The 25,581-nt window shown below is 54.9% G+C and carries 25 protein-coding genes; 12 read left to right on the top strand and 13 right to left on the bottom strand.

Annotated elements, in window-relative coordinates:
- Positions 1–112 precede the first annotated feature (112 nt).
- From ASD8599_RS18295 to ASD8599_RS18285, 3 genes are all read right to left on the bottom strand, one after another.
- Entirely contained in the window at positions 113–892 is a 780-nt protein-coding gene (locus ASD8599_RS18295) for an inositol monophosphatase family protein (RefSeq protein WP_108829874.1), read from the bottom strand.
- The gene (locus ASD8599_RS18290) at positions 879–2,225 is read right to left on the bottom strand and encodes a TldD/PmbA family protein (RefSeq protein WP_108829873.1); all 1,347 of its coding nucleotides are present in this window, start codon (positions 2,223–2,225) and stop codon (positions 879–881) included. The genes ASD8599_RS18295 and ASD8599_RS18290 overlap by 14 nt, the downstream gene beginning before the upstream one ends.
- Positions 2,226–2,370: 145 nt before the next feature.
- The gene (locus ASD8599_RS18285; RefSeq protein WP_181364534.1) at positions 2,371–3,909 is read right to left on the bottom strand and encodes a DUF2125 domain-containing protein; all 1,539 of its coding nucleotides are present in this window, start codon (positions 3,907–3,909) and stop codon (positions 2,371–2,373) included.
- Between the two features lie 155 nt (positions 3,910–4,064).
- Here ASD8599_RS18285 and ASD8599_RS18280 point away from each other — a divergent pair, with 155 nt between their 5' ends.
- The 6 genes from ASD8599_RS18280 to ASD8599_RS18255 all read left to right on the top strand — a co-directional run bounded on the left by ASD8599_RS18280 (position 4,065) and on the right by ASD8599_RS18255 (position 9,014).
- Positions 4,065–4,814, top strand: a complete 750-nt coding sequence (locus ASD8599_RS18280; protein ID WP_108829871.1) for an SDR family oxidoreductase — start codon at positions 4,065–4,067, stop codon at positions 4,812–4,814.
- The gene (locus tag ASD8599_RS18275) at positions 4,811–5,422 is read left to right on the top strand and encodes an enoyl-CoA hydratase/isomerase family protein (RefSeq protein ID WP_108829870.1); all 612 of its coding nucleotides are present in this window, start codon (positions 4,811–4,813) and stop codon (positions 5,420–5,422) included. Before ASD8599_RS18280 ends, ASD8599_RS18275 begins: the two co-directional genes overlap by 4 nt.
- Complete coding sequence (locus ASD8599_RS18270) at positions 5,419–5,910, top strand: hypothetical protein (protein ID WP_108829869.1); 492 nt, start codon at positions 5,419–5,421, stop codon at positions 5,908–5,910. Before ASD8599_RS18275 ends, ASD8599_RS18270 begins: the two co-directional genes overlap by 4 nt.
- 67 nt (positions 5,911–5,977) lie before the next feature.
- Positions 5,978–7,312, top strand: coding sequence for a mechanosensitive ion channel family protein (locus ASD8599_RS18265; RefSeq protein ID WP_108829868.1), 1,335 nt, complete (start codon positions 5,978–5,980; stop codon positions 7,310–7,312).
- The gene (locus ASD8599_RS18260) at positions 7,309–8,496 is read left to right on the top strand and encodes a TIGR03862 family flavoprotein (protein WP_108829867.1); all 1,188 of its coding nucleotides are present in this window, start codon (positions 7,309–7,311) and stop codon (positions 8,494–8,496) included. Before ASD8599_RS18265 ends, ASD8599_RS18260 begins: the two co-directional genes overlap by 4 nt.
- An 89-nt stretch (positions 8,497–8,585) precedes the next feature.
- Positions 8,586–9,014 (top strand): GFA family protein, encoded by a 429-nt coding sequence (locus ASD8599_RS18255; RefSeq protein WP_108829866.1) that lies wholly within the window; start codon positions 8,586–8,588, stop codon positions 9,012–9,014.
- Between the two features lie 110 nt (positions 9,015–9,124).
- On the opposite strand, the gene holA is transcribed toward ASD8599_RS18255, so the two are convergent.
- The 4 genes from holA to ASD8599_RS18235 all read right to left on the bottom strand — a co-directional run bounded on the left by holA (position 9,125) and on the right by ASD8599_RS18235 (position 13,825).
- Entirely contained in the window at positions 9,125–10,126 is a 1,002-nt protein-coding gene (holA, locus tag ASD8599_RS18250) for a DNA polymerase III subunit delta (protein ID WP_108829865.1), read from the bottom strand.
- On the bottom strand, positions 10,123–10,605 hold the full coding sequence (gene lptE / locus ASD8599_RS18245; RefSeq protein WP_108829864.1) for an LPS assembly lipoprotein LptE: 483 nt from the start codon (positions 10,603–10,605) through the stop codon (positions 10,123–10,125). Before lptE ends, holA begins: the two co-directional genes overlap by 4 nt.
- Positions 10,592–13,240 carry a leucine--tRNA ligase gene (leuS, locus tag ASD8599_RS18240; RefSeq protein ID WP_108829863.1) on the bottom strand — a complete coding sequence of 883 codons (2,649 nt, stop codon included), beginning with the start codon at positions 13,238–13,240 and terminating at the stop codon, positions 10,592–10,594. Before leuS ends, lptE begins: the two co-directional genes overlap by 14 nt.
- 87 nt (positions 13,241–13,327) lie before the next feature.
- Positions 13,328–13,825, bottom strand: a complete 498-nt coding sequence (locus ASD8599_RS18235; protein WP_108829862.1) for a DUF3576 domain-containing protein — start codon at positions 13,823–13,825, stop codon at positions 13,328–13,330.
- 280 nt (positions 13,826–14,105) lie between these two features.
- Between ASD8599_RS18235 and ASD8599_RS18230 the strand changes: the two genes are divergently transcribed.
- Positions 14,106–15,080, top strand: a complete 975-nt coding sequence (locus ASD8599_RS18230; RefSeq protein ID WP_108829861.1) for a porin — start codon at positions 14,106–14,108, stop codon at positions 15,078–15,080.
- Between the two features lie 137 nt (positions 15,081–15,217).
- Positions 15,218–15,868, top strand: coding sequence for a YggS family pyridoxal phosphate-dependent enzyme (locus ASD8599_RS18225; protein ID WP_108829860.1), 651 nt, complete (start codon positions 15,218–15,220; stop codon positions 15,866–15,868).
- On the opposite strand, the gene ASD8599_RS18220 is transcribed toward ASD8599_RS18225, so the two are convergent.
- Genes ASD8599_RS18220 through ribA form a run of 3 tightly spaced genes read right to left on the bottom strand, consistent with a single transcriptional unit; the run spans position 15,865 to position 18,061 of the window.
- Entirely contained in the window at positions 15,865–16,359 is a 495-nt protein-coding gene (locus ASD8599_RS18220; protein ID WP_108829859.1) for a L,D-transpeptidase family protein, read from the bottom strand. The genes ASD8599_RS18225 and ASD8599_RS18220 overlap by 4 nt on opposite strands.
- Positions 16,356–16,973: a LysE family translocator gene (locus tag ASD8599_RS18215; protein WP_108829858.1), complete on the bottom strand. Its 618-nt coding sequence runs from the start codon at positions 16,971–16,973 to the stop codon at positions 16,356–16,358. Before ASD8599_RS18215 ends, ASD8599_RS18220 begins: the two co-directional genes overlap by 4 nt.
- Positions 16,973–18,061, bottom strand: a complete 1,089-nt coding sequence (ribA, locus tag ASD8599_RS18210; protein ID WP_108829857.1) for a GTP cyclohydrolase II — start codon at positions 18,059–18,061, stop codon at positions 16,973–16,975. The genes ASD8599_RS18215 and ribA overlap by 1 nt, the downstream gene beginning before the upstream one ends.
- A 158-nt stretch (positions 18,062–18,219) precedes the next feature.
- Here ribA and ASD8599_RS18205 point away from each other — a divergent pair, with 158 nt between their 5' ends.
- Positions 18,220–18,906, top strand: a complete 687-nt coding sequence (locus tag ASD8599_RS18205) for a response regulator transcription factor (protein WP_108829856.1) — start codon at positions 18,220–18,222, stop codon at positions 18,904–18,906.
- Between the two features lie 248 nt (positions 18,907–19,154).
- Here ASD8599_RS18205 and ASD8599_RS18200 read toward each other — a convergent pair whose 3' ends face one another.
- Positions 19,155–21,347, bottom strand: a complete 2,193-nt coding sequence (locus ASD8599_RS18200; protein WP_108829855.1) for a methyl-accepting chemotaxis protein — start codon at positions 21,345–21,347, stop codon at positions 19,155–19,157.
- A gap of 260 nt (positions 21,348–21,607) precedes the next feature.
- On the opposite strand from ASD8599_RS18200, the gene ASD8599_RS18195 reads away from it, so the two are divergent.
- Together ASD8599_RS18195 and ASD8599_RS18190 are read left to right on the top strand one after the other, a co-directional pair.
- Positions 21,608–22,582 (top strand): zinc-dependent alcohol dehydrogenase family protein, encoded by a 975-nt coding sequence (locus ASD8599_RS18195; RefSeq protein ID WP_108829854.1) that lies wholly within the window; start codon positions 21,608–21,610, stop codon positions 22,580–22,582.
- A 111-nt stretch (positions 22,583–22,693) separates the two neighbouring features.
- Complete coding sequence (locus ASD8599_RS18190) at positions 22,694–23,482, top strand: exodeoxyribonuclease III (protein WP_108829853.1); 789 nt, start codon at positions 22,694–22,696, stop codon at positions 23,480–23,482.
- An 11-nt stretch (positions 23,483–23,493) separates the two neighbouring features.
- Here ASD8599_RS18190 and ASD8599_RS18185 read toward each other — a convergent pair whose 3' ends face one another.
- Both ASD8599_RS18185 and ASD8599_RS18180 read right to left on the bottom strand, forming a co-directional pair.
- Complete coding sequence (locus ASD8599_RS18185; protein WP_108829852.1) at positions 23,494–24,009, bottom strand: DUF4334 domain-containing protein; 516 nt, start codon at positions 24,007–24,009, stop codon at positions 23,494–23,496.
- Positions 24,010–24,057: 48 nt separating this feature from the next.
- On the bottom strand, positions 24,058–24,579 hold the full coding sequence (locus tag ASD8599_RS18180; RefSeq protein ID WP_108829851.1) for a DUF6653 family protein: 522 nt from the start codon (positions 24,577–24,579) through the stop codon (positions 24,058–24,060).
- 84 nt (positions 24,580–24,663) lie between these two features.
- Between ASD8599_RS18180 and trxA the strand changes: the two genes are divergently transcribed.
- Positions 24,664–25,578, top strand: coding sequence for a thioredoxin (trxA, locus tag ASD8599_RS18175; protein WP_108829850.1), 915 nt, complete (start codon positions 24,664–24,666; stop codon positions 25,576–25,578).
- Positions 25,579–25,581 lie beyond the last annotated feature (3 nt).

Genomic DNA, 25,581 nt, shown 5'->3' with positions numbered 1-25,581 from the left:
AGCCCATAAGGCGTGGCTTTGGCAGCGGAACGCGAATGAATATGTGACGCTGTGCGTCATCGGCCTGATCCTTTCGGCTGCGCGTGTCAGTTTGCCCAATTGTGCCAACGGGTCAAGCCGGGTGCAATGCATCCAGCGTGTCGCGATGCACCAGGGGGGTGCCTGCGATAACGCCATTCAGTTGGGGCGTCGGATTGTTAAACGTCAAAGGGCGACCGGTACGATCGCTGACGGCCCCCCCGGCTTCGGCAATGATCAATTCGCCCGCCGCAATGTCCCATTCCCACGTGGGCCGGAAGGTAAACATAACATCAAATCGCCCCTCGGCGATGCAGGCCATGCGGTAGGCCAATGACGGGCGGTAATTGAAATCAACATCTGGTGCGCCGTTCTTCCAATTGCTGTCCTTCATCGCGGGTCGCGTTGTCAAAACGGACGATTTGTGCAGCGTTTTCTGCGAAGACACCCGCATGTGTGTGCCGTTCAGCGTGGCCCCTCCACCTTTGCGGGCGGCGTATAATTTGTCGCGTAAAGGCAAATAAACCACGGCCGCAGTCACATGCCCTTTATGTGCCACAGCAACGGAATGCGCCCATGTCGGTTCGCCTGCAGCAAAACTGCGGGTGCCATCGATAGGATCCACGATAAACACCGTGTCACAGTCCTGCCGCGCCCTAGAATCCTCCGTTTCCTCCGAAAGCCAACCGTAGTCGGGTCGGGCCTGACGCAACACTGCATGAAACATGTCGTTGACGGCCAGATCGGCCTCGGTCACGGGGCCCGCGTCTTCGGGCTTGTCCCAGCGTTTGGCGGTTTTGCCTGCGTAGCTTGTCGCAATGCGCCCCGCAATCCGGCAGGCATCGATCAGCAGGTCCAGATCATGATCCTGCAAGCGTCATCCCCGGCACCAAAAGTGATGGCACAACGCGACTAAGATGCGTGCGTGCATCATTGGCTGGCACAATTGAACGCAGCATGTCGCGCAAATTACCCGCGATGGTACATTCGTTGACTGCATAAGAGATTTCGCCGTTTTCAACCCACAGGCCTGCTGCGCCTCGTGAGTAGTCACCGGTGTTGGGGTTGATGGTTGAGCCGATCATTGACGTGACCAGCAACCCGGTGCCCATCTCGCGGATCAGGTCCGCGCGGCTTGCGTCCCCTTGGGTCAACGCCACATTCCATGTGGCCGGGGACGGACCCGAAGACGGCCCGCGTGCGGCGTTGCCTGTTGACGGCATGTCTAGTTTGCGGGCGTTGGCCAGATCCAGTGTCCAGCCTGTCAGTGTGCCGTTGTCGATGATCTTGCGCATCTTCGTGGGCAAGCCTTCGGCATCAAAGGGGCGTGAACCGCCCGCGCGCTTGCGGTGCGGGTCTTCAATGACGTCCAGCCCTTTGGGCAAAAGGTCTTCGCCCAATGCGTCGCGCAGCCATGTGGCACCACGCGCCACTGCGGCTCCGTTCGCGGCAGCCAGCATATGACCAATCAAACTGGCGGAAATGCGTTCGTCAAATAAAACGGGGTAGGTTCCGGTTTTGGGTTGGCGGGCATCCATGCGTTCCAGCACGCGCATGCCTGCTTCGGTGCCGATGTCTTGGGCGCTGCGCAAGTCGCCTTGAAAGATGCGGCTGTCACCGGAATAATCGCGTTCCATCTGTGTGCCAGAGCCTGCAATGGCCACGCAGCTTATGGCGCGGTCGGTTCGGCTGTAGCCACCTTCAAAGCCATTGGAGGCGGCCAAATAGACGTCGCGCGCACCATAGGCTGCGGTGGCCCCTTGCGCTTGGGTGACGCCTTTCACAGCCAATGCTGCGGCTTCGGCCTGCATCGCGTCATCTTGCAAGGTTTCGGCGGTGGGCTCCGGGGTTGGATCGTACAGCTCAAGACCATCGGCGTTGCGCGTTTGGGTCAGCTGATCGGGGTCCGCAAGGCCGGCATAGGGGTCTTCCGGGGCTTCTTGTGCCATGGCCACGGCACGGACTGCCATTTCTTCGATGGTCCGGTCAGAGGTGTCTGAAGCGGACACATTGGCCACTTTCTGGCCTACAAAAACCCGCAACCCCAGATCGACACCTTCGCTGCGTTCGGCATGTTCCAATGCGCCCGCCCGCACGTCGATGGAAACGGATGTGCCTTGCACCGCCATAGCGTCGGCTGCGTCCGCGCCGGCAGTTTTAGCAGCCTTTAACAAGGCTTGGGTCAGCACGTTCAGGGGCATTGGCATCGCAGTCTCCGCATTAGAGTTGTAGGTGAGGTAACGGTGCAGGGGGCAGGCTGCAAGGGTCGCGGGTGCAAAAGCGATGTGGCGCGCCGTGTAAACGCAAAAGGCCGCACCATGAAGCGCGGCCTTGGATGATTTTAGAGATGGGTTACTGGATGCGTTGACCGTTGGCCAGAATGTGACCTTGGTCGTTGAATTCGATTTTGGAATTCAACGTGTCGTCCCCTTCGCCTGGAACCGCGAACAGACCCATCATCATGCGTGCGCCCATAGCCTGCTGTTCAGGCAAAAGGCCCATGGCGACCAGTTTGTCGATCAGCCCGTTGCCGCCCACAAGTTCCAGATCAACCGCGCCTTCGGGTTTCGGAATGCCGCCAAAGCTTACCAAATCGGTGTTGTCGAATACAAAGTCACCTTTGCCTGACAACCGTGCACCTACGGCATCGACCACAAGGTTTTGCAAGGTAAGGGCATTCAGCTCACCCGGCACCGCGCCGCTGCTTTCCAAGGCGGCAGCTTGCGCTGGGTCAAGAAAATCGAAAAGCACCTTCGCTTTGCCCGTCAAGTCGATGGCAATGGTGGCTGGATCGCGTGGCAATTGGCCTGTCGGATCAAAGATGCCCCAGATCATATCAGACATGGTGAAATCGCCCATTTTGAACCCAAAGGCGAAATCTTGTTCTTCGTCCGATTTTTGCACGGGCATCGTCAAATTGAACTTGGATTGCTGCATTTTGAAGCTGATGGGCAAAGGCACGTCAGGCATCAGCATATTCACATCCAGCCCGTTCTGGGTCACGTCATAGCGCAGACCTTCTTGGCCCATCGCAACGCCAATGTTCCCGCCTTGGGAAGAGGTGCTGGCCGTGCCTGCGCCATCTGGCCCGTCGAAGTTCAGGTTCATGTTGCCTGCCAGAAATCCGAAGGTGCCAGAAAAATCAAATCCCGCAGCCAGCAAGGCGCCGACATCCGTTGTCTGGCCGTCGGTTGGCAAATCGCCCACGCCGCCAAATGTCATGCCTTGGGTCCCGCCTTTTAGCGCAAAGCGGCCTTGACCTTCAGGATCTACAAAGGCGGCGTCATAGGTCACCGCGCCGGATGTCATGGTTTGGTCGTAGGTGCGTTTGTCTGCAACCGTGATGTCGGTGGTGCCTTTTATATCGGCCACGGACATCACAAAGCGCGCGGCGTCGGCAGGCAAGGCCGTGCCGTTCATGGCGACCCTATCTAGGGTGATGTCCATTGTATCGGCGCTGTATGTATACGTCAGTGCAGACGGATTGCCCGACGCGACCATTTGGAAGTTTGCTGTGTCGTAGGACGCCGCGATATCAACAGTTTCGCCGGTTTCGGTTTTGGTTTGCATCGTCATGTCGGATTGCGGAGCCATCACAACATTCACGGTTCCATCGGCGTTGGTGACAAAATCAAGCGTTGGAATGGTGTAGACAAAAGTGCCTGCCTGACCCTCCAGAGGCAAAGACATAACCACATTGGAAACCGTCAGCGTATTGCCGGACACCGCTTCATCGGCGGTCAGGCCATAACCGAACCCTTCCATGTACCCGCGCCAATCGGCCCAAACATCTGCACCTGTCAGATCAGCAAAAGCGGCAGGGGCACCAAGAAAAAGTGCAACAGCTGTTGTGCAAGACAGCGTGCAAAAACGTGAGGAAGAAAGAGGCATGGGGCAAATTCCTGTAAAACTGGGATGCACCATGGTTTCGCACTGCAGCAGCATGGTCAAGGGGGGGAATTACCCACCTTGAAAGCCGGTGCTCTGGACGCGCGGAGTGTCGCCCATTACCAATGCGCTTAAGCATGACAAAGGAAAGACCCGTTATGGATATGACAGGAAAAACAGTGATGATCACCGGCGCAAGCCGTGGCATCGGGGCAGAAGCTGCGCGTGTGTTCGCAGGCGCCGGGGCCAATGTGGCCCTGTTGGCGCGCAGTGCAGATGCCATTGGCGAAGTCGCGGGTGAAATCGGGGCGCAGGCCATCGCCATTCCATGCGACGTATCGCGCTACTGGGAAGTCGAAGCGGCTGTGAATGCCACGATCGCAGCCTTTGGTGGTTTGGACGTGTTGATCAATAATGCGGGCGTCATTGAACCGGTGGCCCATCTGGCCAATGCCGATCCAGATGCATGGTCCCATGTCATCGATATCAATCTGAAAGGTGTGTTCAACGGCATGCGGGCGGCTTTGCCTGTGATGCAAAAGGCCGGTGGTGGCAGCATTTTGACCATCAGTTCGGGTGCAGCCCATGGTCCGGTTGAAGCCTGGAGCCATTATTGCGCATCCAAAGCGGCGGTTGCGATGCTGACGCAATGCGTGGACAAGGAAAACGGTGCGGAAGGTATTCGTGCGATCGGGCTGTCCCCGGGCACTGTCGCCACGCAAATGCAGCGCGAAATCAAAGCATCGGGAATCAATCCAGTCAGCCAATTGGCATGGGAAGATCACATTCCGGCAGATTGGCCAGCTAAAGCGTTGCTATGGATGTGCAGCACACAAGCTGACGCATATTGCGGACAGGAAATATCGTTGCGCGATGATGCCATTCGGGACGCGGTGGGCTTGGCATGATCGAGCTTCAAAAAGATGGTGGCATTTGGATCGTTAAGATCAACCGCCCTGAAAAAGCCAATTCATTGACCCTTGCGATGTTGACCGAACTGGCTGAAATCGCCGAAAGCGCCCAAGACGCGCAGGCCTTTGTTCTGACGGGTGAAGGGCGCGTGTTCAGCGCCGGCGCCGATCTGGATGAAGCGCGGGCGGGGCTGGCTGTTTCGGATGTATGGGAACGCTTGTCAGGGGCGATTGCACGTTTGCCTGGCCTGACGATTGCCGCGTTGAACGGCACGTTGGCGGGCGGTGCGATGGGGATGGCCTTGGCCTGTGATATGCGGATCGCCGTGCCGGGGGCCAAGTTTTTCTATCCCGTGATGAAGCTGGGCTTTCTGCCGCAACCTTCTGATCCCAAGCGCATGGCGGCGTTGATCGGGCCTGCACGCACCAAGCTGATCTTGATGGGTGGGCAAAAAATCGAAGCGCCCGAAGCTTTGTCCTTTGGCCTGATCGACCGGATCATAGATGGTGATGTGCTGGAAGCGGCCCAAGCCCTGTGCGCGGATACGGTTGCGGCCAAACCCGAAATTGCGAAGGGGATCAAAGACATGTGTCAGGGGGCATGACCCTTGAGGACGCCATAGCCGCATGGGACTGCAAGTCGCGTGACGCTATTTTGGCGGTGCACGGGACGTTTTGCAGCCGTGCCACTTACATGCTGGATTTGATCCGTATTGCGCAGAACCCGGAACGGGCAGACGGGGCCACGTGGTTGATCAAACACGCATTGGAACAGGGGCATGGCGTCGTTGATCCAATTGGAGTGATCCGTGCGGGGTCCCGTGCGACCACTTGGCCCGCACAGCTGCATGTTTTGCAAATGTTGCCGCGTCTTGGGATACCCGTCGGTGGCGTTGGATATACGGAAACCCTTGTGATGGCCGCTGTTGCCTCGCCAAAGTCAATGGTTCGGGCATGGGGGTACGCTGGGTGTGATTTGTTGGGAATGTCTGTCACAGCGCTTGGCCCAAAGATGGCCCTTGTTCTGGCCAAAGCACGCGGTACAGAAACCTCCGCGTCTGTGCTGGCACGTCTCAAGCGCTGCGAGCTTTAACTTGCGCTAAAGCTGCGTCTTCTGCATGACAGATCGAACACTTCCGTAGGATAACAAAAGGTGCACCATGTTTGGGATTGATCTGTCGGGGCAACCTGAAATCGTCGTGCAAGTGGCAGGATACATCGAAGCAGGGTGGGAATTGGCGGCGTCGTGGTTGCTTAGTCCGGCGGCCTGGTCCCAGTTCGGTTTACTGGTGGTTGCGTATTTTGCAGCGCTTATGGTCACACGAAAATTGCGGCCATTGTTGGTGCGTGTTCTGGACCCCGGCGATAGCACACATTTGCTTGCGACGCCGCGCCGCTTTGTTATGGGATTTTTGCCGCTTTTACTGCCATTGATGGCGTATGTGTTCACCGGAATCGGTGAAAGCATTGTGCGATCGTTGTTCGACAGCGGTGCTGTGATTGCCTTCGGAAAGCGTGTGTTTTTGTTCTTGGCGGTGCGGGCCCTTGTGCGCGACATCATCACAGATTCCTTCCTGAAGCTGATCGGGAAATATGTCTTTTTGCCCATCGCAGGTCTGTACGCTTTGGGAATGCTGGATGTGGCGCAGACACAATTATCGGCTATGACCGTGCAGCTGGGAAATATCTCGTTTTCGGTCATGGCGCTTGTGCGTGGGTTGATCGCGGGGGCCTTGTTGTTCTGGTTGGGCCGTTGGTCAAACGAGCAGTCCACCAACTTCATTTCCAAACAAGAGGAAATGCGGCCATCTATTCGGCAACTGGCTGTAAAATCAGTAGAGTTCATTATCTTTGGTGTCGCCTTCCTGCTGTTGATGAACATCATGGGGATCAACTTAAGCGCCTTGGCCGTCCTTGGAGGGGCCATTGGTGTGGGTCTTGGGTTTGGTCTGCAAAAGATCGCGTCCAACTTCATTTCCGGCGTGATTTTGTTGGTGGAAGGGCAAGCCACCGTCGGTGACTACGTGGAATTGGACGGCGGCGAAGCTGGCACGATTGTGCGTATGACAGCCCGGGCCGCGATCTTGGAAACCTTCGATGGGCGCTGGATTGTCGTGCCAAACGAAGATTTCATTACGACGCGGGTGGTGAATTATTCGGATTCAGGGTCAGCCAACCGCTATGAGGCGCCGTTTTCCGTCAGCTACGACACAGACATCAACATAGTGCCCGACATCATCAACGCCGCTGTGGCGGCGCATCCCGATGTGTTGAATGAGCCCTATCCCGCAGACTGCGAATTGGTCGGCTTTGGCGACAGCGGCATCGACTTTACGGTCGAGTTTTGGGTCAATGGCATCGACGACGGGCAGCATAAATACAAATCCCAAGTACTGTTCATTGTGTGGAATGCTTTGAAAGACAACGGCATCCAAATTCCTTACCCGCACCGTGTTGTAGAATTCAAAGGCGCTGTGCCGAAGATCGAGACATGAGCGTGCGCGCCAGCATCATTGGCGGCGGTCCTGCGGGGTTAATGGCTGCCGAAGTGTTGGCGCAGGCCGGCGCACAGGTGACTGTTTTTGATGCGAAACCTTCCATGGGGCGCAAATTCTTGATGGCGGGCAAGTCGGGATTGAACCTGACAACGGATGCGCCTTTGGAAAGGCTGTTGCCACGGTTCTACGAGGCTGCAGATCGCTTGGAACCTATGATTGCGGACTTTGATTCCAAGGCCATTCAGGCGTGGGCCAAACGTTTGCAACAACCAGTTTTCACGGGCAGTTCGGGGCGGGTGTTTCCTGAGGCGATGAAGGCATCACCGCTGTTGCGGGCGTGGTTCGCGCGTTTGGATGCGCTTGGGGTGCGGCGTGTCACACGGGCGCGGTGGCAGGGCTGGGATGACGCAGGAGCGCTTGTTTTTGACCCTCCGCAGGAGGCGCAATTTATGCAGCCTGATGTCACAATTTTGGCGCTGGGCGGGGCCAGTTGGGCGCGATTGGGGTCGGACGGTGCCTGGGCAAACATGCTGAAGGATCGTGATGTTCCTGTGATACCCTTCGGTGCATCCAATGTTGGCGTTTCGGTTGATTGGTCCACGCACATGCAGCGCCACTTCGGCGCACCAATAAAGGCTGTCAAATGGACAGTAAACGGAACCCATAGCCGCGGTGAAGCTGTTGTGTCTGCTCATGGACTTGAAGGTGGGGGCCTGTATCCTTTGGCGCGGCACATTGATGCGTCTACGTCGCTGTTTGTCGACCTGATACCTGATATGGATGCTGCGCAAATTGCAGAACGTCTGTCCAAAAAGCGTGGAAAGGCCAGCCTTTCAAACCATCTGCGCAAAGCGCTGCGGTTGTCTTCCGTCAAGATTGCGATGTTGCAGGAATGGTCTAGGCCAGTGCCACAGAATGCTGTTGCTTTGGCGGCGTTGATCAAGAATTTGCCAGTGGCCCACGCGGGCTTGCGCCCCATGGATCAAGCTATTTCCACACATGGCGGTATTGCATGGAACGCCTTGGATAACGGTCTGATGCTAAAGTCCATGCCAGGTGTCTTTTGTGCTGGTGAAATGGTTGATTGGGATGCTCCGACGGGCGGATACCTTTTGACCGGATGCTTTGCGACAGGCCGTTGGGCCGGGCAAGCCGCCGCACAGCGGCTGGGGCTGTTGTAAACCTTGTTTCTGGGGTGATCCTGTCAGAAATTGGCAAGATGGTGGGATATGTCTTACCGTGACCATGATCCAAAACAGGAGTTACGCTAATGTCTCGATCCGGAAGCTGCTTATGCGGCGCTGTCACTTTTAAAATTGCCTCTGACGTTACGGACACAGGGGCATGTCATTGCGACATGTGCCGTAAATGGTCCGGCGGCGTATATCTTGGCATCGAAGTTGCCCCTGACAACATGTCCATCGAAGGTGCGGGAAACATCACGCATTTTGCATCGTCAGAGTGGGCTGAGCGCGGGTTTTGTCGCACATGTGGCAGCAGCTTGTTCTATCGAATCACATCCCCCGGCCCACACAGCGGCACCTACCACGTGGCCATGGGGGCGTTGGATGATACATCTGGTATCGATCTGAAGGGCGAAGTTTTCATTGATAGCAAACCGGATGGATACAGTTTTGCGGAAAAAACCGAACAATTCACAGGCGCAGAATTGATGGCGATGTTTGCACCGCCTGCTTGAAAATGCTTCTCTGGTGTAGCTATATTTGCGTCGTTCAATTTGGGGCTTTGCCCTCGGTGCGGCGCATCTGCCCCGGAACTTTTCGGGAAAAAGTTTAACGGGTTCTGAGCCTAGCGCGCGCCCAACATAGCCAAGCGGATGAAAGCGCGTTCCACCAGCGCCATGGCCGGCGCATTTTGGCCCGCGGACCTAAGTTGCAGGTCGGTGTCTGTCAGCACAGTCAGCGCCGTCTCCAGCTTGAAAGGCCCCCATCGCCGGGCTTGCGCGATGATCCGGTCCTTGTTTGGCCCCCAGATGTTGGGGCGCCCTGTCGTGTCACAAACCACTTTGTGCATTGAACGGAAATGACGCATAGCGCCGATGCACAGTGAAACGGCGTTCACCCCCTGCGCTTGTAGCTTTGCCAAAACCGGGCCGATCTGATCTGCTTTTGCATCGGCCACCACCATCAGGATGTCGTCGATGTCTGCTTCTGTCGACGTAGGGGCGCACGCCGCCACGTCATCCGCGCTGAGTGGTTCGGGGTCGTTCCATTTATACAGAGTGATTTTTTCCAGCGTTTGGCGGAAATCGCCCGGATCCAAAGCCTGCGCCAGATCACTCAGCACCGCCATTACGTCACCTTGAGGCACTTGCAGGCCAGAGGCTTGCAAGGCCGCTTCAATTTCTTGCCGCGTGGGCGGGTTGTCGTAGATGCCGACAGCATAGGCGTTGCGGTGGCTTTCAAACGCTTTGCGTGTCTTTGACGTTGGCTTCAGCGCCCCCGCTGTCACGACGATTTGCGCGTCCCCCGACTGCCAGTTGTCCAAAGCGTCAATGATTGTGGCATCCACATAGCTGTTGGCGTCTTCGACAAATGCGACGCGGGGGCCCGGGAAAAAGCCAATAGCCTTGATCGCGTCCATCAACAGGGCAGGCTCTTTGCGCAAGTCGCCTGCAGGGATTCGCGTCAGCCGCATTTCCTCTTCGCCTTGGGGACCGATCAGCGCCGCGATCACCTCTTGGCGCTTCAAAGCCACACGCATGGGGTCTGATCCGTAAATCAGCAATCCCGTTTTGTCGGTTTCGGGCTTTGAGAAATAACCGGTTGCCTGTCCGCCGTTCAGCTTCACAAGGAGGCCTGTGTTTGCAATTCGGCTACAAGCTTGTCGCCTAAAATCACCATCAATCGTTCACTGGCGTCCCGTTCCGCAGCCAAAGCCGCCACAGGCGTGCCTGTCGCAGAATACCCTGTGAAACTTTCGACTTGCCCGGATGCTGCAATCGCGCCCGTGCTTTTGTTGATCAACGTATAATCTGCCGTCCCGATCAGGTTGTAGCGTTCAATCACGCCATCGGCGTCAATGGCCAGCGACACTTCTTGCGTTTTGACTGTCACGGATAGGGCAAAAGCCGCGTCATTTGTGCGCCCCAACCGCGTTTCCAGTTGCCGGGTGATCAGATAGCCGTTGCGCGTCAGGGGTTCATCGACCAGCACCCGGTTTTGTAACTGAGTACCGACCCCGTCCGGCCCATACACGGGCGTGAACCCGCAAGACGCCAATGGCAAAGCTGCGACAAGCAATATCTGCGCTGTTTTAAACGACCACATTCACAATCCGTCCCGGCACAACGATCACCTTTTTGGGCTGTCCACCGTCTAAGGCCTTTTGCACAGCTTGGCTGGCCAAGGCGATCTTTTCAACCTCGTCTTTGGGCATGTCTGCGGGCACTTCGATTTCGCCGCGCCGTTTGCCGTTCACTTGGATCGGCAGGGTCACGGTGTCATCGACCAACATTTTTTCGTCGGCTTTGGGCCATGGGGCGGTTGTGACCAGCCCTTCACCACCTTGATGTGCCCAGATGTCTTCCGCAAGATGCGGCGTCATGGGGGCCATCAGTTGCGCCAACGTCATGACCGCTTCGCGTTGTGCCGCGTGGCTGGCTTTGGACTTTTGCAAGGCTGCGGTGAACGCGTAAAGTTTCGCGATGGCCGCATTAAACCCGAAGCTTTCGACGCCCATCGTCACATCGTGGATGGTTTTGTGCATGGTTTTCAGCAGATCTTCGTCGCCTTTCCCTGCCGCATCCTTGTCCATCGCGCCGATCCGGTCGCAGATGTTCCAGACGCGGTTGAGATGTTTGTAGGCGGCTTCCGCCCCCGATGCTGTCCATTCAACGTCCCGTTCTGGGGGCGAATCGGACAAAACGAACCAACGCGCGGTGTCGGCGCCATAGCTTGCGATAATGCCAAGCGGGTCGACCACGTTCTTCTTGGATTTGGACATTTTGGCGGAGGGGGTGATTTTCACCTCGGTGCCGTCGGCCAGTTTGCCGTCTGTGACGTCTTCGGGCAGGTGATAAACGGGACGATCTTTGTCGTCGCGTGTCTCGTATATCTCGTGTGTCACCATGCCTTGGGTGAACAGCGCGTCGAAGGGTTCAATCGCGCTTTGCGGCAGGTGTCCCGTGATCTGCATCGCACGCGCGAAGAAGCGGGAATAGAGCAGGTGCAAGATCGCGTGCTCAATCCCGCCGATATATTGATCGACGTTCATCCAATAGGCGGCGTCCTCTGCCACGGTTGGTGTGTCGGCGCGTGGCGACGTGAAACGGGCGAAATACCACGACGAATCGACAAATGTGTCCATCGTGTCGGTTTCGCGCTTGGCAGGCGCACCGCAAGACGGACACGACACGTCGCGCCATGTGGGGTGGCGGTCAAGCGGGTTGCCCGGCGTGTCGAATTCCACGTCATAAGGCAGTTCGACCGGCAGGTTTTCTTTCTTTTCCGGCACGACGCCGCAAGCATCGCAATGCACCACAGGAATCGGCGCGCCCCAATAGCGTTGGCGCGACAGGCCCCAATCGCGCAGGCGGTATTTGGTGACGCCTTGGCCCACGCCTTTGGCCTCGCAGAAATCAATGGCGGCTGCGATCGCCTCTTCGCCTGTTTGCAATTCTTCCCCAGCGAATCCTCGAAGGTACAGCACCTCTTCTGTTTTCGCTGGTGTAAATGCGGTTCCAACTATGCGTTCATAAAGCTCATATGATGGCGGATGGCTTTCCGACGGACTACGAATTTCTTTTTCATACCAACTGGAGTCTTCGAATAGCTCATCAGGAAGATCGTGGTCACGAGCAGCTTCAGGAATCCCAAACACTGGAAGCACTGGCAACTCGTACTTCCGTGCAAATTCAATATCGCGTTGATCATGCGCGGGACAGCCAAAGATCGCGCCGGTGCCGTAATCCATCAGGATAAAGTTGGCGACATAGACGGGCAATTCCCAATCGGTATCAAAGGGATGGCGCACGCGCAGGCCTGTATCGAAACCCATTTTCTCGGCGGTTTCGATTTCAGCGGCGGTGGTGCCACCCTTGCGACATTCAGCGTTGAAGGCCGCGAGGTCGGCGTTGTCTTTTTCAAGCTGTTTGGCCAGCGGGTGGTCCGGCGATATGCCCACAAAGGACGCGCCCATCAGTGTGTCTGGGCGTGTCGTGTAGACTTCGACCCGGTCAAAGCCGTCCGGAGCATCGATGGTCGAAAAGGCAAATTGCAACCCGCGCGATTCGCCGATCCAGTTTTCCTGCATCAAACGGACTTTGGCCGGCCAGTTTTCAAGACCTTGCAAGGCTTCGTTCAGCTCACCTGCATAATCAGAGATTTTGAAAAACCACTGTGTGAGGTCGCGCTTTTCGACCTCGGCACCCGATCGCCAGCCCTTGCCGTCGATAACTTGTTCGTTGGCCAGAACAGTCATGTCGACAGGGTCCCAATTCACTTGGGCGTTCTTGCGGTGAATCAGGCCTGCCTCGAGGAAATCAAGGAACAGGGCCTGCTGTTGGCCGTAGTATTCGGGGTCACATGTGGCAAATTCGCGGGACCAGTCGATGGACAGGCCCAGCGGTTTCATTTGCCCGCGCATGTCTTTGATGTTGCCGTATGTCCAGTCTTTGGGGTGGCCGCCAATGGCCATGGCGGCGTTTTCGGCGGGCATCCCGAAAGCGTCCCAGCCCATGGGGTGCAACACGTTGTGACCTGTGGACATCTTATACCGCGCGATCACGTCGCCCATTGTATAATTGCGCACGTGGCCCATGTGGATGCGACCCGAGGGGTAGGGGAACATTTCCAGCACGTAATACTTGGGCTTGGTTTCGTCGCGCTTGGCGGTGAAAATGCCAGCTTTGTCCCAGGCGGTTTGCCAACGGGCTTCGATGTCTGCGGGTGTGTAAGTGGCCATGTGGGTCGTCCCATATACGTGTGGGGTGGAAAGCAAAACGCCGGGCGAAAGGGCCCGGCGCATCGTGTAAGGTGAAACAGCTTTGATTTAAAGCTTGTTGTCCGCGATGCGCAGTTGCCGCGCACGCGATAGAATAGCGTCTTCGATGGCGCGGGTTGTCGCCGCAGGGGCTGTGCCTCCGCGTGTTTGCAGTGCCACGTTCAAAGACCGCGCATCCAACGCCGGATCTTTGATCAAAACGGTGGCGCGGTAAGACCGACCACCATTCGGCGGTGTGCCATAGCCTGTGACGATGACGCCGGTGTATGGGTCAATGGTTTGGATCGGCAGGAAATCGAGAACTTCAATCGTTGCAGCCCAGATGTATTTGTTCACAAGAACATTGGTTTCTGTGCTTTTGCGGTTGAAGGCATTCCAGATGGTGTTTTCCGTATCCAGATTGTTGGGGTTGGTTGGATCGGTGTATTGATTTGGGCGCTCTGTGGCGGGTTTGCCGCGCAGGATGCTATTGTTGCCCCCACAGGCCACCAACGACCCCAAGGCCGCTACCGCTACTGTGCATTTGATCAAGGTGAGTGCCCGCATGTGCCCTGTCCCATTGCTTGTTTCCCTTTGATCTACAGAAGCAGGGCAGTTGGGGCAAGCGCCTTATCATGTGTATAACAAGCCGTATGGAATGGTATTTTCGCAGGCAGGGGAATTGTGGCGAAAGGAAGTGTGGCAAAGCTGCACCATTATTTGGCACTTTGCATCAAGGGCGTGTGCAATGCTTGCAAACAGAGGGGCGAAAAGGTGAAACACCATTCATACCCTTTCCGGATTCCCCGGTTTGGGCATTGTGAATAGAAAAACCGAGGGAAAACTCATGAAAAAAGTTCTCTTCGCTACGACAGCTCTGGTGGCAACAGCCGGCGTCGCAGCAGCAGACGTAACATTCGGCGGCTACGGTCGCTTTGGTATCCTGTACGTAGACACAGCAGCTGGTGACTCCACAGACATCACAAGCCGTTTCCGCCTGCAGATCGACGCAACAGCAGAATCTGACGCTGGCGTCACATTCGGTGCACGCGTTCGTATCCAACAGGACAACGACGGTTCCGCAGACGGTACAACAACTGGCGGCGTAGGCGTTGATGCTGACGGCGACGGCGACAACGACTTCCGCGGTCGTCAAGAAACAGGCATCAACGGCGTTCGTTTCTTCGCACGTTCCGGTGGTCTTGAAGTTGGTGTTGGTAACATCTTTGGCGCGTTGGAATTCATGCCAGGCATGTACCCAATCGACTTGGGTCTGACAGGTCACTCCTATGACTACACAGCCTACAACTTCCGCGGCGACGCGTACGACTCCGACACAGGCGGCGCAGCTGGCCTGAACGGCGTTGAAGTAATGTACTCTGCTGGTGACTTCTCCATGCACGTGTCTGCGTCTGACGTAAACGACCGTTTGGCAGCGCACTTCGCGTACACATTCTCCGGTTGGACAGTTGCTTTGGGTCTGCAAGACTCTGACGCAGCAGGCGACACAGAGTGGGCCGTTTCTGTTGGTGGTTCCGTTGGTATCGCAGACCTGTCATTCGCTTACGCGAAAAACGGCGACGACAACAACATCGTTGGCGCTGGCGGCAATGGCGACCACTGGGTTCTGGCAGCTCGCTTCGACGTAGGCGCAGCCACAAACATCGAAGCATATGTTGCTGACGCGGATTACTTCGCTGAAACATCCTACGGTGTTGACTTCAACCACGATCTCGGTGGCGGCACATCTTTGCGCGGTGGTATCTCTTCCACTGGCCAAGACGTCACATTGGTTGACTTGGGTGTTCGCTTCAACTTCTAAGTTGAACGTCACTTAATCGAATTGAGGCGGCCTTTTGGGGTCGCCTCTTTTCGTTTGGGTCCTCTTTTTTCGCGGCGTTCCCTTTCATTTTCCCGCGAAGTATTATTTGAGTGCGTTAGAATTCAGGCGAGGGCGCTATGGGACTGACCGATATTCAACACAGCATCGCTGCGGCGGAAGAAAAATGGGATTGCACAGGGCGCACCCAATTGATCGCAGTGTCCAAGGTGCAACCCGATGATCGGGTCGCTGCCGTTCTAGATCAGGGCCATCGTTGTTTTGGGGAAAATAAGGTGCAAGAGGCCGCTGGCAAATGGCCTGCCTTTCGGGACAAATACGGCGCCATTGATCTGCATTTGATTGGCCCGCTTCAAACCAACAAAGCGCGCCAAGCGTTTGAATTATTTGACGTTATTCATACGCTAGACCGTCCCAAGCTGGCGAACACCTTTGCGCGTCTGGCTGATGAAATGGGCAAATGCCCTGACTTGACTGTTCAGGTAAACACTGGCCGTGAGCCACAAAAAGCGGGTGTGTTGCCTGAAGATTTGGACGATTTTATCGAGCAATGTCAGTCGCTTGACCTTCCTGTCAAAGGATTGATGTGCATCCCCCCCATTGATGAAGAAGCCAGCCTGCATTTTGCGTTGCTGAACAAAATGGCCGAACACCACGGGCTGGAATGGCGATCGATGGGGATGAGCGCGGATTTCGAAGTTGCCATTTCCTTGGGGGCCACGCATGTGCGTGTGGGGTCCGCCATTTTCGGAGACCGCGTGCCAGCTTAGGAAGCAATCAGCCGGGTCTGGAAGGTGATTTTGCGCGCGATCCATGCCAGATGATCACGCCTGAATGCGACACAGCCTTCGGTTGGAAACCCAGGCCTGCGATACTGGTGAATGAAAATCGCAGAGCCCCGTCCGCCTACCGCATAAGGCCAATTCCAATCTGTTAAAATCACCAGATCATACAATGGATCAGGGCGCCGCAGTTTTTCATGGCTGTGGGAATATGGCGCACGCACCATCATATTGTAGTCTTCATGCCCGGAGGCATCGGACCACAGATCGGATGGACCGATCGGTTTTGCCCAAGATGTTGGCCGTTTCATACGATCCGGGCGATACAGCATCCCCACAATCCGGTGCACACCGTGCGGGGTTGCACCGTCGCCCTCGCGTTTGTGGTCTGACAGGCCAGACCGGCCAATTGTGCAGGGAAACAAGCGGCCCAAAAACCGAACACCTTTGGTCGTCAAAACCAGATCATGTGATTTCATGGCGGCGTTAACGCTTTGTATCCCTTGTAGATCAACAAGGAACCGACCCCGAATAACCCTATTCCGCTTAAGGTAGACACACTGATTTTGCGTCCCAAGGGCGACTGGAAACTGCGCAATGTCAGAAGCGCGTATAGAATAATGGATGCGGCATCCAAAGAGACAAAAATGAACCCGTAAATCAACGATTGAAGCCAAATGCTGTGGTCCGGCGAAATGAAACCTGGAAACAGTGCGGCAAAGAAAACAATCGCTTTCGGGTTGGTGACACAGGCGAAAAAACCGGACAAGAAAGATGCGCGCTGCGCACCTGCAAGATCAAGTCGCGCCTCATTCTCTGTCATTGCCTGCCATGCAAGATATAGAATGTAAGCGCCACCAGCCATCTGAAGCCAAGGCAAAACATAACCAGCCAAAGCAACCAGATACTGCAGGCTGGCTGTGGCCACGATGATATGGACCACGGACCCCAACGCATCACCCGCCACGCAAATCATCGCGGATTCTGGGCCGTAGCGAACAGCCTGACTGCTGGCCAATGCAACCGACGGACCTGGCGTACAGACAATGATCGCGGTTGCAGTCAAAAAGCTAAGAAACAGTGTCAGATCCATTAGAAAAGATGTCCTGATTTCGCAGCCTTTGTGGCCAAATATGCTGTGTTAAATTTGTTTTCCCCAACCTTTAACGGCACTCTTTCTGCAACATCCACCCCCGATTTTTTCATCATATCGACTTTGGCAGGATTGTTGGTCAGCAACCGTACCGAGGAAAACCCCATTGATTTCAAGATGTAAGCGCCCAGTTTGAAATCGCGTTCGTCATCCTCGAACCCAAGGCGATGGTTCGCTTCCACGGTGTCGAAACCTTGATCCTGAAGGGAATATGCCCGCATTTTGTTGGCCAGCCCAATACCACGACCTTCTTGGTTTAAGTACAACAGGACGCCCGCTCCTTCGGTTCCCATCTGCGCCAAAGCTCCACGCAATTGCGGACCGCAGTCACATTTCAAACTGCCTAAAACGTCGCCGGTGAAACATGCGGAATGCAGTCGTGCCAGTACCGGTTTAGTTCGATCAGCCCGCCCGATTTCGATCGCATAGTGTTCTTCCGCGCCGTCTTCAGGCCGAAACAGATGAAGCCGGCCCGCCTCTGCTGCCTCAATAGGCAGCCGTGCTTGAACCACGGGATGCAGCATGCTGGACCCGGCCAAGTGTGGGGCTGCCTCTGTCATTTGCACAGAAGTTAGACCGTTCTGTGCCGCAAATCTCTCCCCGTTTGGTATGTTGATGACCACTGTGGATGGCAAAAGGCGCGCCGCTTTGGCCAGTGCAATGGCCATGCGGTGCCCCTCTGCGTCGCCCTCACGTTTCGTGTTTAAAGGGCCTTTCATCGGGTTTTGTAAATCGTCCGCGGGATCTGCGATGGCCTGTATCCAAGCCAGTTTGGCATCATTAGGAAGCAAAATCCGGGCCACATCACCATCATAGGCGCGTGCTTTTAAGGTGGTGGCACGGCGTTCGGTGATGGCTAAAACCGGATCTCCATCAAGTGAAAGAATATCGTTCAGACGTAGGACATCCAGAGTTTCTGTTGCAAAAACCAAATTGGATTGCTGCCCCAATAGTACGACGGGCACGCCCATTCGAAGGTCCGCTCGGGCGCGTGCTAGCCGTTCGACTATGGTTGGGGCAAAGTTCATGTTACACTTTTGGGGTGATTGATGTGGATATTCTAGGTGAAAGTGATCCGAAATGAAATATTTCCGCTCATTCTGACACGAGGCTGTGAAACATCGATAGGAAAGCTTGTTCTGCACCCCTTCAAGGCGCATTTATGATGTAGAGAACGGAGAACACCATGGCGCAATTGAAGAAAATTTTGTTGGTTGATGACGATGACGATCTGCGCGAGGCGCTGTCGGAACAATTGATCATGACGGAAGATTTCGATGTATTCGAGGCAGCGAACGGTCATGATGCGATGGATCGTGCCAAGGAAGCTTTGTACGATTTGGTGATTCTTGATGTCGGACTGCCTGATACGGACGGTCGAGAACTGTGCCGTTTGATGCGCAAACAAGGCGTTAAGTCCCCGATTTTGATGCTAACGGGCCATGATAGTGATGCAGATACAATTCTTGGTTTGGATGCCGGAGCCAATGATTACGTCAGCAAACCTTTCAAGTTTCCGGTTCTTTTGGCCCGTATCCGCGCCCAATTGCGTCAGCATGAGCAATCCGAGGACGCTGTATTCACGCTTGGGCCATACACATTCAAGCCGTCGATGAAGATGTTAATCACTGAAGACGAAAAGAAAATCCGGCTGACAGAAAAAGAAACCAACATTCTCAAGTTTCTGCACAGATCAACAGATGGCGTGGTCGCCCGCGATATACTGTTGCATGAGGTTTGGGGTTACAACGCAGGTGTCACTACGCATACGTTGGAAACACATATATATCGGTTGCGTCAAAAAATTGAACCAGATCCGTCAAATGCACGCCTTCTTGTTACCGAATCTGGTGGTTACAGATTAATGGCCTAGTGGGCTTGATCCACGTAAACACAATCTTAAGTCTGCATAAGATATAAGTTTGTTGAAGTTCCCGCCGTACGTCCGGGTTATGACGTACACCTCCCTGTTGGACTTGGCCGGGCCTTGCGCCCGGTCTTTTTTTGCATTGAACAAAAGTAAGGGTTTCGTCTGTTCAATATCAAAAGGTTCAAGGTCTGATTTAGATGAACCTAAGGGGCTGTTGGCACATTCGACTTTTTCAAAAAGGTACCGGCCAATTAGAATTCTTCCCAACCATCTGAAGGTGTAAGTCGGGTTTGAACCTTTGAAACAGACGATTGAGACACATCACCCACTGCCACATCCAGAGATGTTAGTGCTGAAGCTCTCGTTTCGATGGGCCGGTCCTCGACGACTTCAACGGTATTGATGTCTTGGAGTGGGCCATGGCCAAAGAAGCTGACCAATTCGCGTAGGTTGGCAGCCCGTTCCGCCAGTTGTTTTGCTGCGGTCGCACTTTTGTCAGCCAAACCTGCAGTATGCTGCGTGGTTTGGTCAATTTGAAGCATCGCCTGGGTCACTTCAGTGATGCCTGCGGCTTGTTCCTGGCTCGCTTCAAGGATTTCGTTGATGTTATCGACGACGGCAGTCACCCCGGAGACAATCTTTGTCAGCGCTTCGCCGCTGCTGTTGACCAATTCTGACCCCTCAAGAACTTCCTCATTGCTTTTGGTGATCAATTCATTGATTTCGCGGGCTGAATCAGATGAACGGTGTGCAAGTGCGCGAACTTCGGATGCGACAACTGCAAAGCCACGGCCTGCGTCACCCGCCCGCGCTGCTTCTACACCTGCATTCAAGGCCAATAGATTGGTCTGGAATGCAATCCCGTCAATGACTTCTACGATTTTGCTGATCTCTTGTGTGCTTGTCTCGATACGGGACATAGCCTCAACTGCATTCGTGACGATGTCTCCACCGGACTGCGCTTGTTGTGCTGCAGTTTTCGCGGCTTGCGTGGCAATCTTCGCGTTGTCGACCGTGTTGCTAACTGTCGCCGAGATCTCTTCCATAGAGGCGGAGGTTTCTTCAACTGTGGCAGCTTGTTGTTCGCCGCGCAACGACAGGTTTGAGGCATTTTCGGCAATTGAATTCGTTTCAGTCGCAATAGCCTGAGACGCGATCAGGATACCGCTTACCAGTTCTTCAAGGCGCACGAGTGTATTGTTGAATGTGTCGCGCAAACCTTCAAATGGCCCGCTTAAATCCGCCGGGAGACGGGCGGTCAGATCGCCTTCAGACAAAGATGCCAATCCGGCGACAAGCGCATTCATAGCGCTAATATTTTCAGTGACTTCGAAGGCGTATTCAACGACTTTGTAAGGCTTGCCTTGAAGGTCAAAAATTGGATTGTAGCTTGCCTGAATCCAGACTTCTGCACCATCACCTGCAATGCGCTTGTATTGTCCCGAATGAAATTTACCCCGCGCAAGGTCTTGCCAAAAGGCCGCGTATTCAGGCGTTTCTGCGTCTTGTTTGTCCACGAAAATCCGGTGATGCTTGCCTATAACGCCGTCGGCCGAGTGGCCAAATTTGGCTAAAAAATTGTCGTTTGCGCAAATCACTTTCCCGTCCAAATCGAATTCCACCACGATTTGAGATCTCGAAATGGCAGACAATTTCCCATCCGCATCGGTGGCTGCAATCTTGCTTTCTGTGACGTCAGCGGCCAGTGCAACGACTTTGACAGGGCGGCCTGTGGTGTCCACAATTGGATTGTAGATGGCCCGAACCCAGATTTTTGAGCCATCACTTGAAATGCGCATAAAATCATCCAGGACGGATTTTCCATCACGGAGGTCGTCCCACAATGCTTTGTGTACGTTTCTCTCGTGTTCTGAGTCTTCCACAAACATGTTGTGGTTTTTCCCTTGAACTTGCTCGAGTGAATATCCGGTACAGTTCAGAAAGTTGTCGTTTGCGGTCAAAATCGTACCGTCCAGATCAAACTCGATCACAACAAGGGATTTTGAAATAGCTTCCAACTGCGTTGTGGCATCAAATTCCGCAATCTTACTTGCAGTGACATCTGTGGCGATTTCTACAATTCTGTTTGGCACACCGGATGGATCACTCAGGTGGTGATAAGACGCGTCAATCCAGATGTCTTTGCCGTTTTTGGTTTTTCTGGAAAATGAGCCACTTTGCGGCTTACCATTACGCAGACTTTCCCAAAATGCCGAATAGTCTGGACCGTCCAAGTCATCGGGGGCAACGAGAATCCGGTGATTTTGGCCTTTCAATTCCTCAAGAGTATACCCCGTAGCGTCCAATGTGACCTGATTGGCATCCAGTACAGTTCCATCAAGATCCAACGTCATCATTCCATGCGATTGATGCAGGGCGGCGTGCAACGCCAAGGCGTCTGCTGTTTCCGGGTTATGTTGTGGAGCACGTTTGCCAAAGATCATTCTGAAAGCCTTTCATCAGGTCTTGCGCACTGCACAGCGATTCAAATCGCGCAGCGCACTTTGACAGACCTTCACCACGAAACTCTTTAGAAATGCCTAAATCACATTCATTTTGCGCACCTCTGTCACCCAGCAAAATATTTTATGCGATGTGGCTTCGAATGACGTGCGACGGGACGTTGCAATTTAACTGACGTCGGGTTCTAGGTGCAATTCAATCGGTCTAAAGCCATCCTAAATCCAACAAATTGGAGAAAAACATGAAAAAAGTCGTGTACGAAGAGTTCGGAGACCCGGTCACCGTCTTGCAGGTCGTCGAGGCTGAAAGTCAGACGTTGGAAGCTGGTCAAGCCCGTGTCGAGGTATTGCGCGCCCCTATAAATCCAAGTGATTTGATACAAATTGCGGGAAATTATGGCGTGCGTCCTCCGTTGCCTGCCGTCGCCGGGAACGAAGGCATAGGTCGCGTCACAGAAGTAAACGGCGCGGGCGTCGAAGTCGGCCAGCTTGTTCTGGTACCGGCAGGGGCGGGGACATGGGTTACGGAAATTGTCGCCGGTATCCACCAATTGGTGCCGATGCCCGAAGGTGACGTCGACCAGTTGTGCATGATGATGGTCAATCCGGCTACCGCCCAACTGCTGCTGACGGAATACGTCGAATTGAAGCCGGGCGATTGGATCATTCAATCCGCGGCAAACTCTGCCGTGGGTGGCTACATTGTGCAACTTGCCAAGGCGCGCGGCGTGAATGTCGTAAATGTTGTGCGTCGTGACAGTGCGGTCGAAGACGTGAAAGCCTTGGGGGGTGATGTTGTTTTGGTGGATGGGCCTGATCTGGCTGCTGAAGTCAAAAAGGCCACCGGAGCCAAAATGAAGCTGGCTATTGATGCGGTTGCAGGGGCCACTGCAGGGCGTTTGGCAGATACGCTTGAACGGGGCGGTACGCTGGTGAACTACGGTGGAATGTCAAACGAGCCATCTGCTTTGGGGGCTGCCGCGCTGATCTTTAACGACATTGTAGTGCGTGGCTTTTGGTTGGTGCTGTGGTTTGAAAAAGCGTCACGCGACGAACGTATGGCTGTGTACGGTGCATTGACGGCGGCGGTTGCCAAAGGCGAACTGCACGCCCCCATCGACAAGGTCTTTACCTTGGACGAAGTCACAGAAGCGGCGCGGTATTCCTGGGCGGGCAGCCGCAAAGGCAAAGTTCTGATGGCCCCCAACGGCATCTGACCCTTTCAAAATACATTCGATCGGAAGAAACCAAGACACCGTCGCAATTGCGATGGTGTCTTTTCATTCGTGGCCATAGGTTAAGGTTCAAACAACCTTCGGAGATCCGCTATGTCCTTTTCGCTTGCCACTTGGAACATCAACTCGGTTCGTTTGCGTGAGCCGATTGTTTTGAAGCTGTTGGGAGAAGAGGCCCCTGATGTTCTGTGTCTGCAAGAATGCAAAAGCCCCGTCGACAAAATTCCGTTGGAAGGGTTTCAAGCGCTTGGATACACCCACATGGTTGCACGAGGGCAAAAGGGGTACAACGGCGTGGCGATCCTGTCAAAAATCCCCATGATCGAAGCCGGGGCCGAAGACTTTGCGCAATTGGGCCACGCCCGCCATATCGCAGGTCGGCTTGAAAACGGTGTCACGATCCACAATCACTACGTGCCCGCAGGGGGGGATGTGCCTGATCGTGATGTGAACGAAAAATTCGGCCAAAAACTGGATTACCTGACCGATATGCGTGATGCCTTTCGTGCCTCCGCCCCTGAAAAATCCATTCTGGTGGGTGATTTGAACATTGCCCCCCGCGAAGACGACGTGTGGGACCACAAAAAGCTGTTGAAGATCGTCAGCCATACACCGATTGAGGTCGATCACTTCAACCAGGTGATGGAAGCCGGCGATTGGCATGATGTGACCCGCGCCGATATTCCCGAAGGGCTGCTGTATTCGTGGTGGTCTTACCGCGCCAAGGATTGGGATGCCGCCGACAAAGGGCGCCGTTTAGACCATGTTTGGGCAACGGGTGACATCAAGGCGGCGGCGCACAGCAGCCGCGTTTTGCGTCACGCACGCGGGTGGGAAAAACCATCGGACCATGCACCAGTTTTTGCGACATTCGATTTGTAGCAAAGCGGCGTTCACGGCACTTTGGTGAGCTTGAAAAAGAACGGGGCCTGCGCGCCTTTGTGATCCATCAATCCCAGCACATTTCGCGCGTCAATCTTGCGAAAGACATCGTTTATGGGGCGTGCGTCATATTGCATTGTGGCGCTTACTTTTCCGCGAAACTCTGTCATGCGCAGGCGCGCTTTTGGTTTGCCGGTGCTTAAAAACGGACCGAGAAGCGGAAACAGTACTTTGATGAGCGGGTCGCGCATAGGCAGATGTGTCGCCAGCCCCAAGGGCAATAGGGCGGGGTTCACAAAGAAATCCCGCCCGAACAGCCCTTTATGCACAAGCGGATAAACCGCGTCCGGCCCATCAAATCGTTTTCCGATCCAACGGGATGCTTCTAGTAGGCCGTCCATAGGGTGGTCTGTGTCGATACCTTGCCCGTGCCACGTCCCGATCATCATCGGCGCATCCACGGGTTCAAGGCTGTCGAAATAAGTCAGTGCCTCTTGGGACGTCATTTTTTGATTTGTTGCGGCCATGACAGTCTCCGGTGGGGTGGGCAAAGACTGCCCCGTTTGAATATTGGGTTAGACCCGTTGCCAATCACTATAGGCTGGATTGGTGTCTTTCATATCCTGATATAGCCATGCCATGCGATCTACGAACCAAATCTTTCCGCCGACAATCAGTACCATTCCAAGCGCAGCGGCCCATAGATTTATAGCCCAAAGACCAAAAAGCCACGGCAGGACCCCGGAAGCCGAAACCCATGTCAGCCCATACGCCCAAGCGGCGTGGTGATCGGGGATGGGCACGGAGCGGCGGTTTAGAAAGACGCGTTCGCCAAAGACGCCATGCGCGGCCCAGTGGTTGGTGTGTGATGGTGCGGTAAAAGCGCGTGGATTCCACCAAATACATAGGACAACCAGTGCGAACGCGGCCAAAGCCCACCACCCGATCCAAACCCGCGACAGGACCGCAAGGGTCAACAACGGCATTGCTGTCATGCGTGAATAGACCGACCACGGGTTGGCGTGTCGCGTCCATGTCGCGTCGTCCATGCGCATGATCTTTTCGGATGCAGCGAAGATATCGAAGGATTTTGCCATTTCTCACCTGTCTGCTTTGGCCTGCCCCTTGGTTTTTGGGCGCTTAGGTTTCATATAGGGGCCAACCTCGATGGAGAACACGACATGATGGATATTATCGGCCAACCGGCAGCGGATGCAGATCTGATCAAGGACGTATCAGAAGCAACTTTTATGCAAGACGTGGTGGAGGCTTCGCAAGACACGCCTGTCATCGTTGATTTTTGGGCGCCCTGGTGCGGGCCATGCAAAACATTGGGGCCACAGCTGGAAGCGGCAGTGACGGCTGCCAAAGGCGCTGTCAAAATGGCCAAGGTCAATGTGGACGAAGCGCAAATGATTGCAGGTCAGCTGCAAATCCAGTCTATCCCGACGGTATATGCCTTTTATAAAGGACAACCTGTGGACGGGTTCCAAGGGGCTGTGCCGCAATCCGAAATTGAAGATTTTGTGGCGCGTGTCATTAAAGCTGGGGGCGGTACGTCTCCGGCAGAAGATCTGAATTCTGCGGTTGAAGCGGCTGAAGAAATGCTGGCCGAGGGCGCAGCAGACGATGCGGCACAGACCTTTGCGGCGATACTCGAGGAAGACCCAAACCATGCAGGGGCTTACAGTGGTTTGGTTCGTGCGCATATCGCGTTGGACGATCTGGAACAAGCAGAGGGCATACTGAACGGCGCACCTGCCGAAATTTCGTCATCGCCCGAATTGGACGCGGCTGCGGCGCAATTGGAACTGGCCAAACAAGCAGCCAACACCGGACCTTTGGCTGAATTGGAAGCGGCTGTGGCAGCCGATGAAAACGACCACCAAGCGCGCCTGGATCTGGCACAGGCCATGTATGCGGCTGGTGATGGCGAAGGGGCTGTGGAACACCTGTTGACGATTTTCCGCAAAGACCGCGAATGGAATGATGGCGCGGCCAAAGCGCAATTGTTTACGATTTTCGAAGCCTTGAAGCCGGACGATCCGGTGGCGCTGAATGGGCGGCGCAAACTTAGCTCAATGATATTTGCCTGAACG

Source organism: Ascidiaceihabitans donghaensis, assembly GCF_900302465.1.
Taxonomy (GTDB): domain Bacteria; phylum Pseudomonadota; class Alphaproteobacteria; order Rhodobacterales; family Rhodobacteraceae; genus Ascidiaceihabitans; species Ascidiaceihabitans donghaensis.
Note: the sequence above shows the minus strand (reverse complement) of the source record. Positions and strands in the feature narration are given on the sequence as shown.

Coding starts and splice junctions, on each gene's coding strand:
- trxA (WP_108829850.1), top strand. CDS start 24,664: ATGATGGATATTATCGGCCAACCGGCAGCGGATGCAGATCTGATCAAG.
- ASD8599_RS18255 (WP_108829866.1), top strand. CDS start 8,586: ATGTCTCGATCCGGAAGCTGCTTATGCGGCGCTGTCACTTTTAAAATT.
- ASD8599_RS18205 (WP_108829856.1), top strand. CDS start 18,220: ATGGCGCAATTGAAGAAAATTTTGTTGGTTGATGACGATGACGATCTG.
- ASD8599_RS18270 (WP_108829869.1), top strand. CDS start 5,419: ATGACCCTTGAGGACGCCATAGCCGCATGGGACTGCAAGTCGCGTGAC.
- ASD8599_RS18225 (WP_108829860.1), top strand. CDS start 15,218: ATGGGACTGACCGATATTCAACACAGCATCGCTGCGGCGGAAGAAAAA.
- leuS (WP_108829863.1), bottom strand. CDS start 13,240: ATGGCCACTTACACACCCGCAGACATCGAAGCCCGTTGGCAAACCGCC.
- ASD8599_RS18290 (WP_108829873.1), bottom strand. CDS start 2,225: ATGCCAATGCCCCTGAACGTGCTGACCCAAGCCTTGTTAAAGGCTGCT.
- ASD8599_RS18185 (WP_108829852.1), bottom strand. CDS start 24,009: ATGGCCGCAACAAATCAAAAAATGACGTCCCAAGAGGCACTGACTTAT.
- lptE (WP_108829864.1), bottom strand. CDS start 10,605: ATGTGGTCGTTTAAAACAGCGCAGATATTGCTTGTCGCAGCTTTGCCA.
- ASD8599_RS18230 (WP_108829861.1), top strand. CDS start 14,106: ATGAAAAAAGTTCTCTTCGCTACGACAGCTCTGGTGGCAACAGCCGGC.
- ASD8599_RS18180 (WP_108829851.1), bottom strand. CDS start 24,579: ATGGCAAAATCCTTCGATATCTTCGCTGCATCCGAAAAGATCATGCGC.
- ASD8599_RS18220 (WP_108829859.1), bottom strand. CDS start 16,359: ATGAAATCACATGATCTGGTTTTGACGACCAAAGGTGTTCGGTTTTTG.
- ASD8599_RS18215 (WP_108829858.1), bottom strand. CDS start 16,973: ATGGATCTGACACTGTTTCTTAGCTTTTTGACTGCAACCGCGATCATT.
- ASD8599_RS18200 (WP_108829855.1), bottom strand. CDS start 21,347: ATGATCTTTGGCAAACGTGCTCCACAACATAACCCGGAAACAGCAGAC.
- ribA (WP_108829857.1), bottom strand. CDS start 18,061: ATGAACTTTGCCCCAACCATAGTCGAACGGCTAGCACGCGCCCGAGCG.
- ASD8599_RS18285 (WP_181364534.1), bottom strand. CDS start 3,909: ATGCCTCTTTCTTCCTCACGTTTTTGCACGCTGTCTTGCACAACAGCT.
- ASD8599_RS18235 (WP_108829862.1), bottom strand. CDS start 13,825: ATGCGGGCACTCACCTTGATCAAATGCACAGTAGCGGTAGCGGCCTTG.
- ASD8599_RS18260 (WP_108829867.1), top strand. CDS start 7,309: ATGAGCGTGCGCGCCAGCATCATTGGCGGCGGTCCTGCGGGGTTAATG.
- ASD8599_RS18190 (WP_108829853.1), top strand. CDS start 22,694: ATGTCCTTTTCGCTTGCCACTTGGAACATCAACTCGGTTCGTTTGCGT.
- ASD8599_RS18275 (WP_108829870.1), top strand. CDS start 4,811: ATGATCGAGCTTCAAAAAGATGGTGGCATTTGGATCGTTAAGATCAAC.
- ASD8599_RS18280 (WP_108829871.1), top strand. CDS start 4,065: ATGGATATGACAGGAAAAACAGTGATGATCACCGGCGCAAGCCGTGGC.
- ASD8599_RS18265 (WP_108829868.1), top strand. CDS start 5,978: ATGTTTGGGATTGATCTGTCGGGGCAACCTGAAATCGTCGTGCAAGTG.
- ASD8599_RS18195 (WP_108829854.1), top strand. CDS start 21,608: ATGAAAAAAGTCGTGTACGAAGAGTTCGGAGACCCGGTCACCGTCTTG.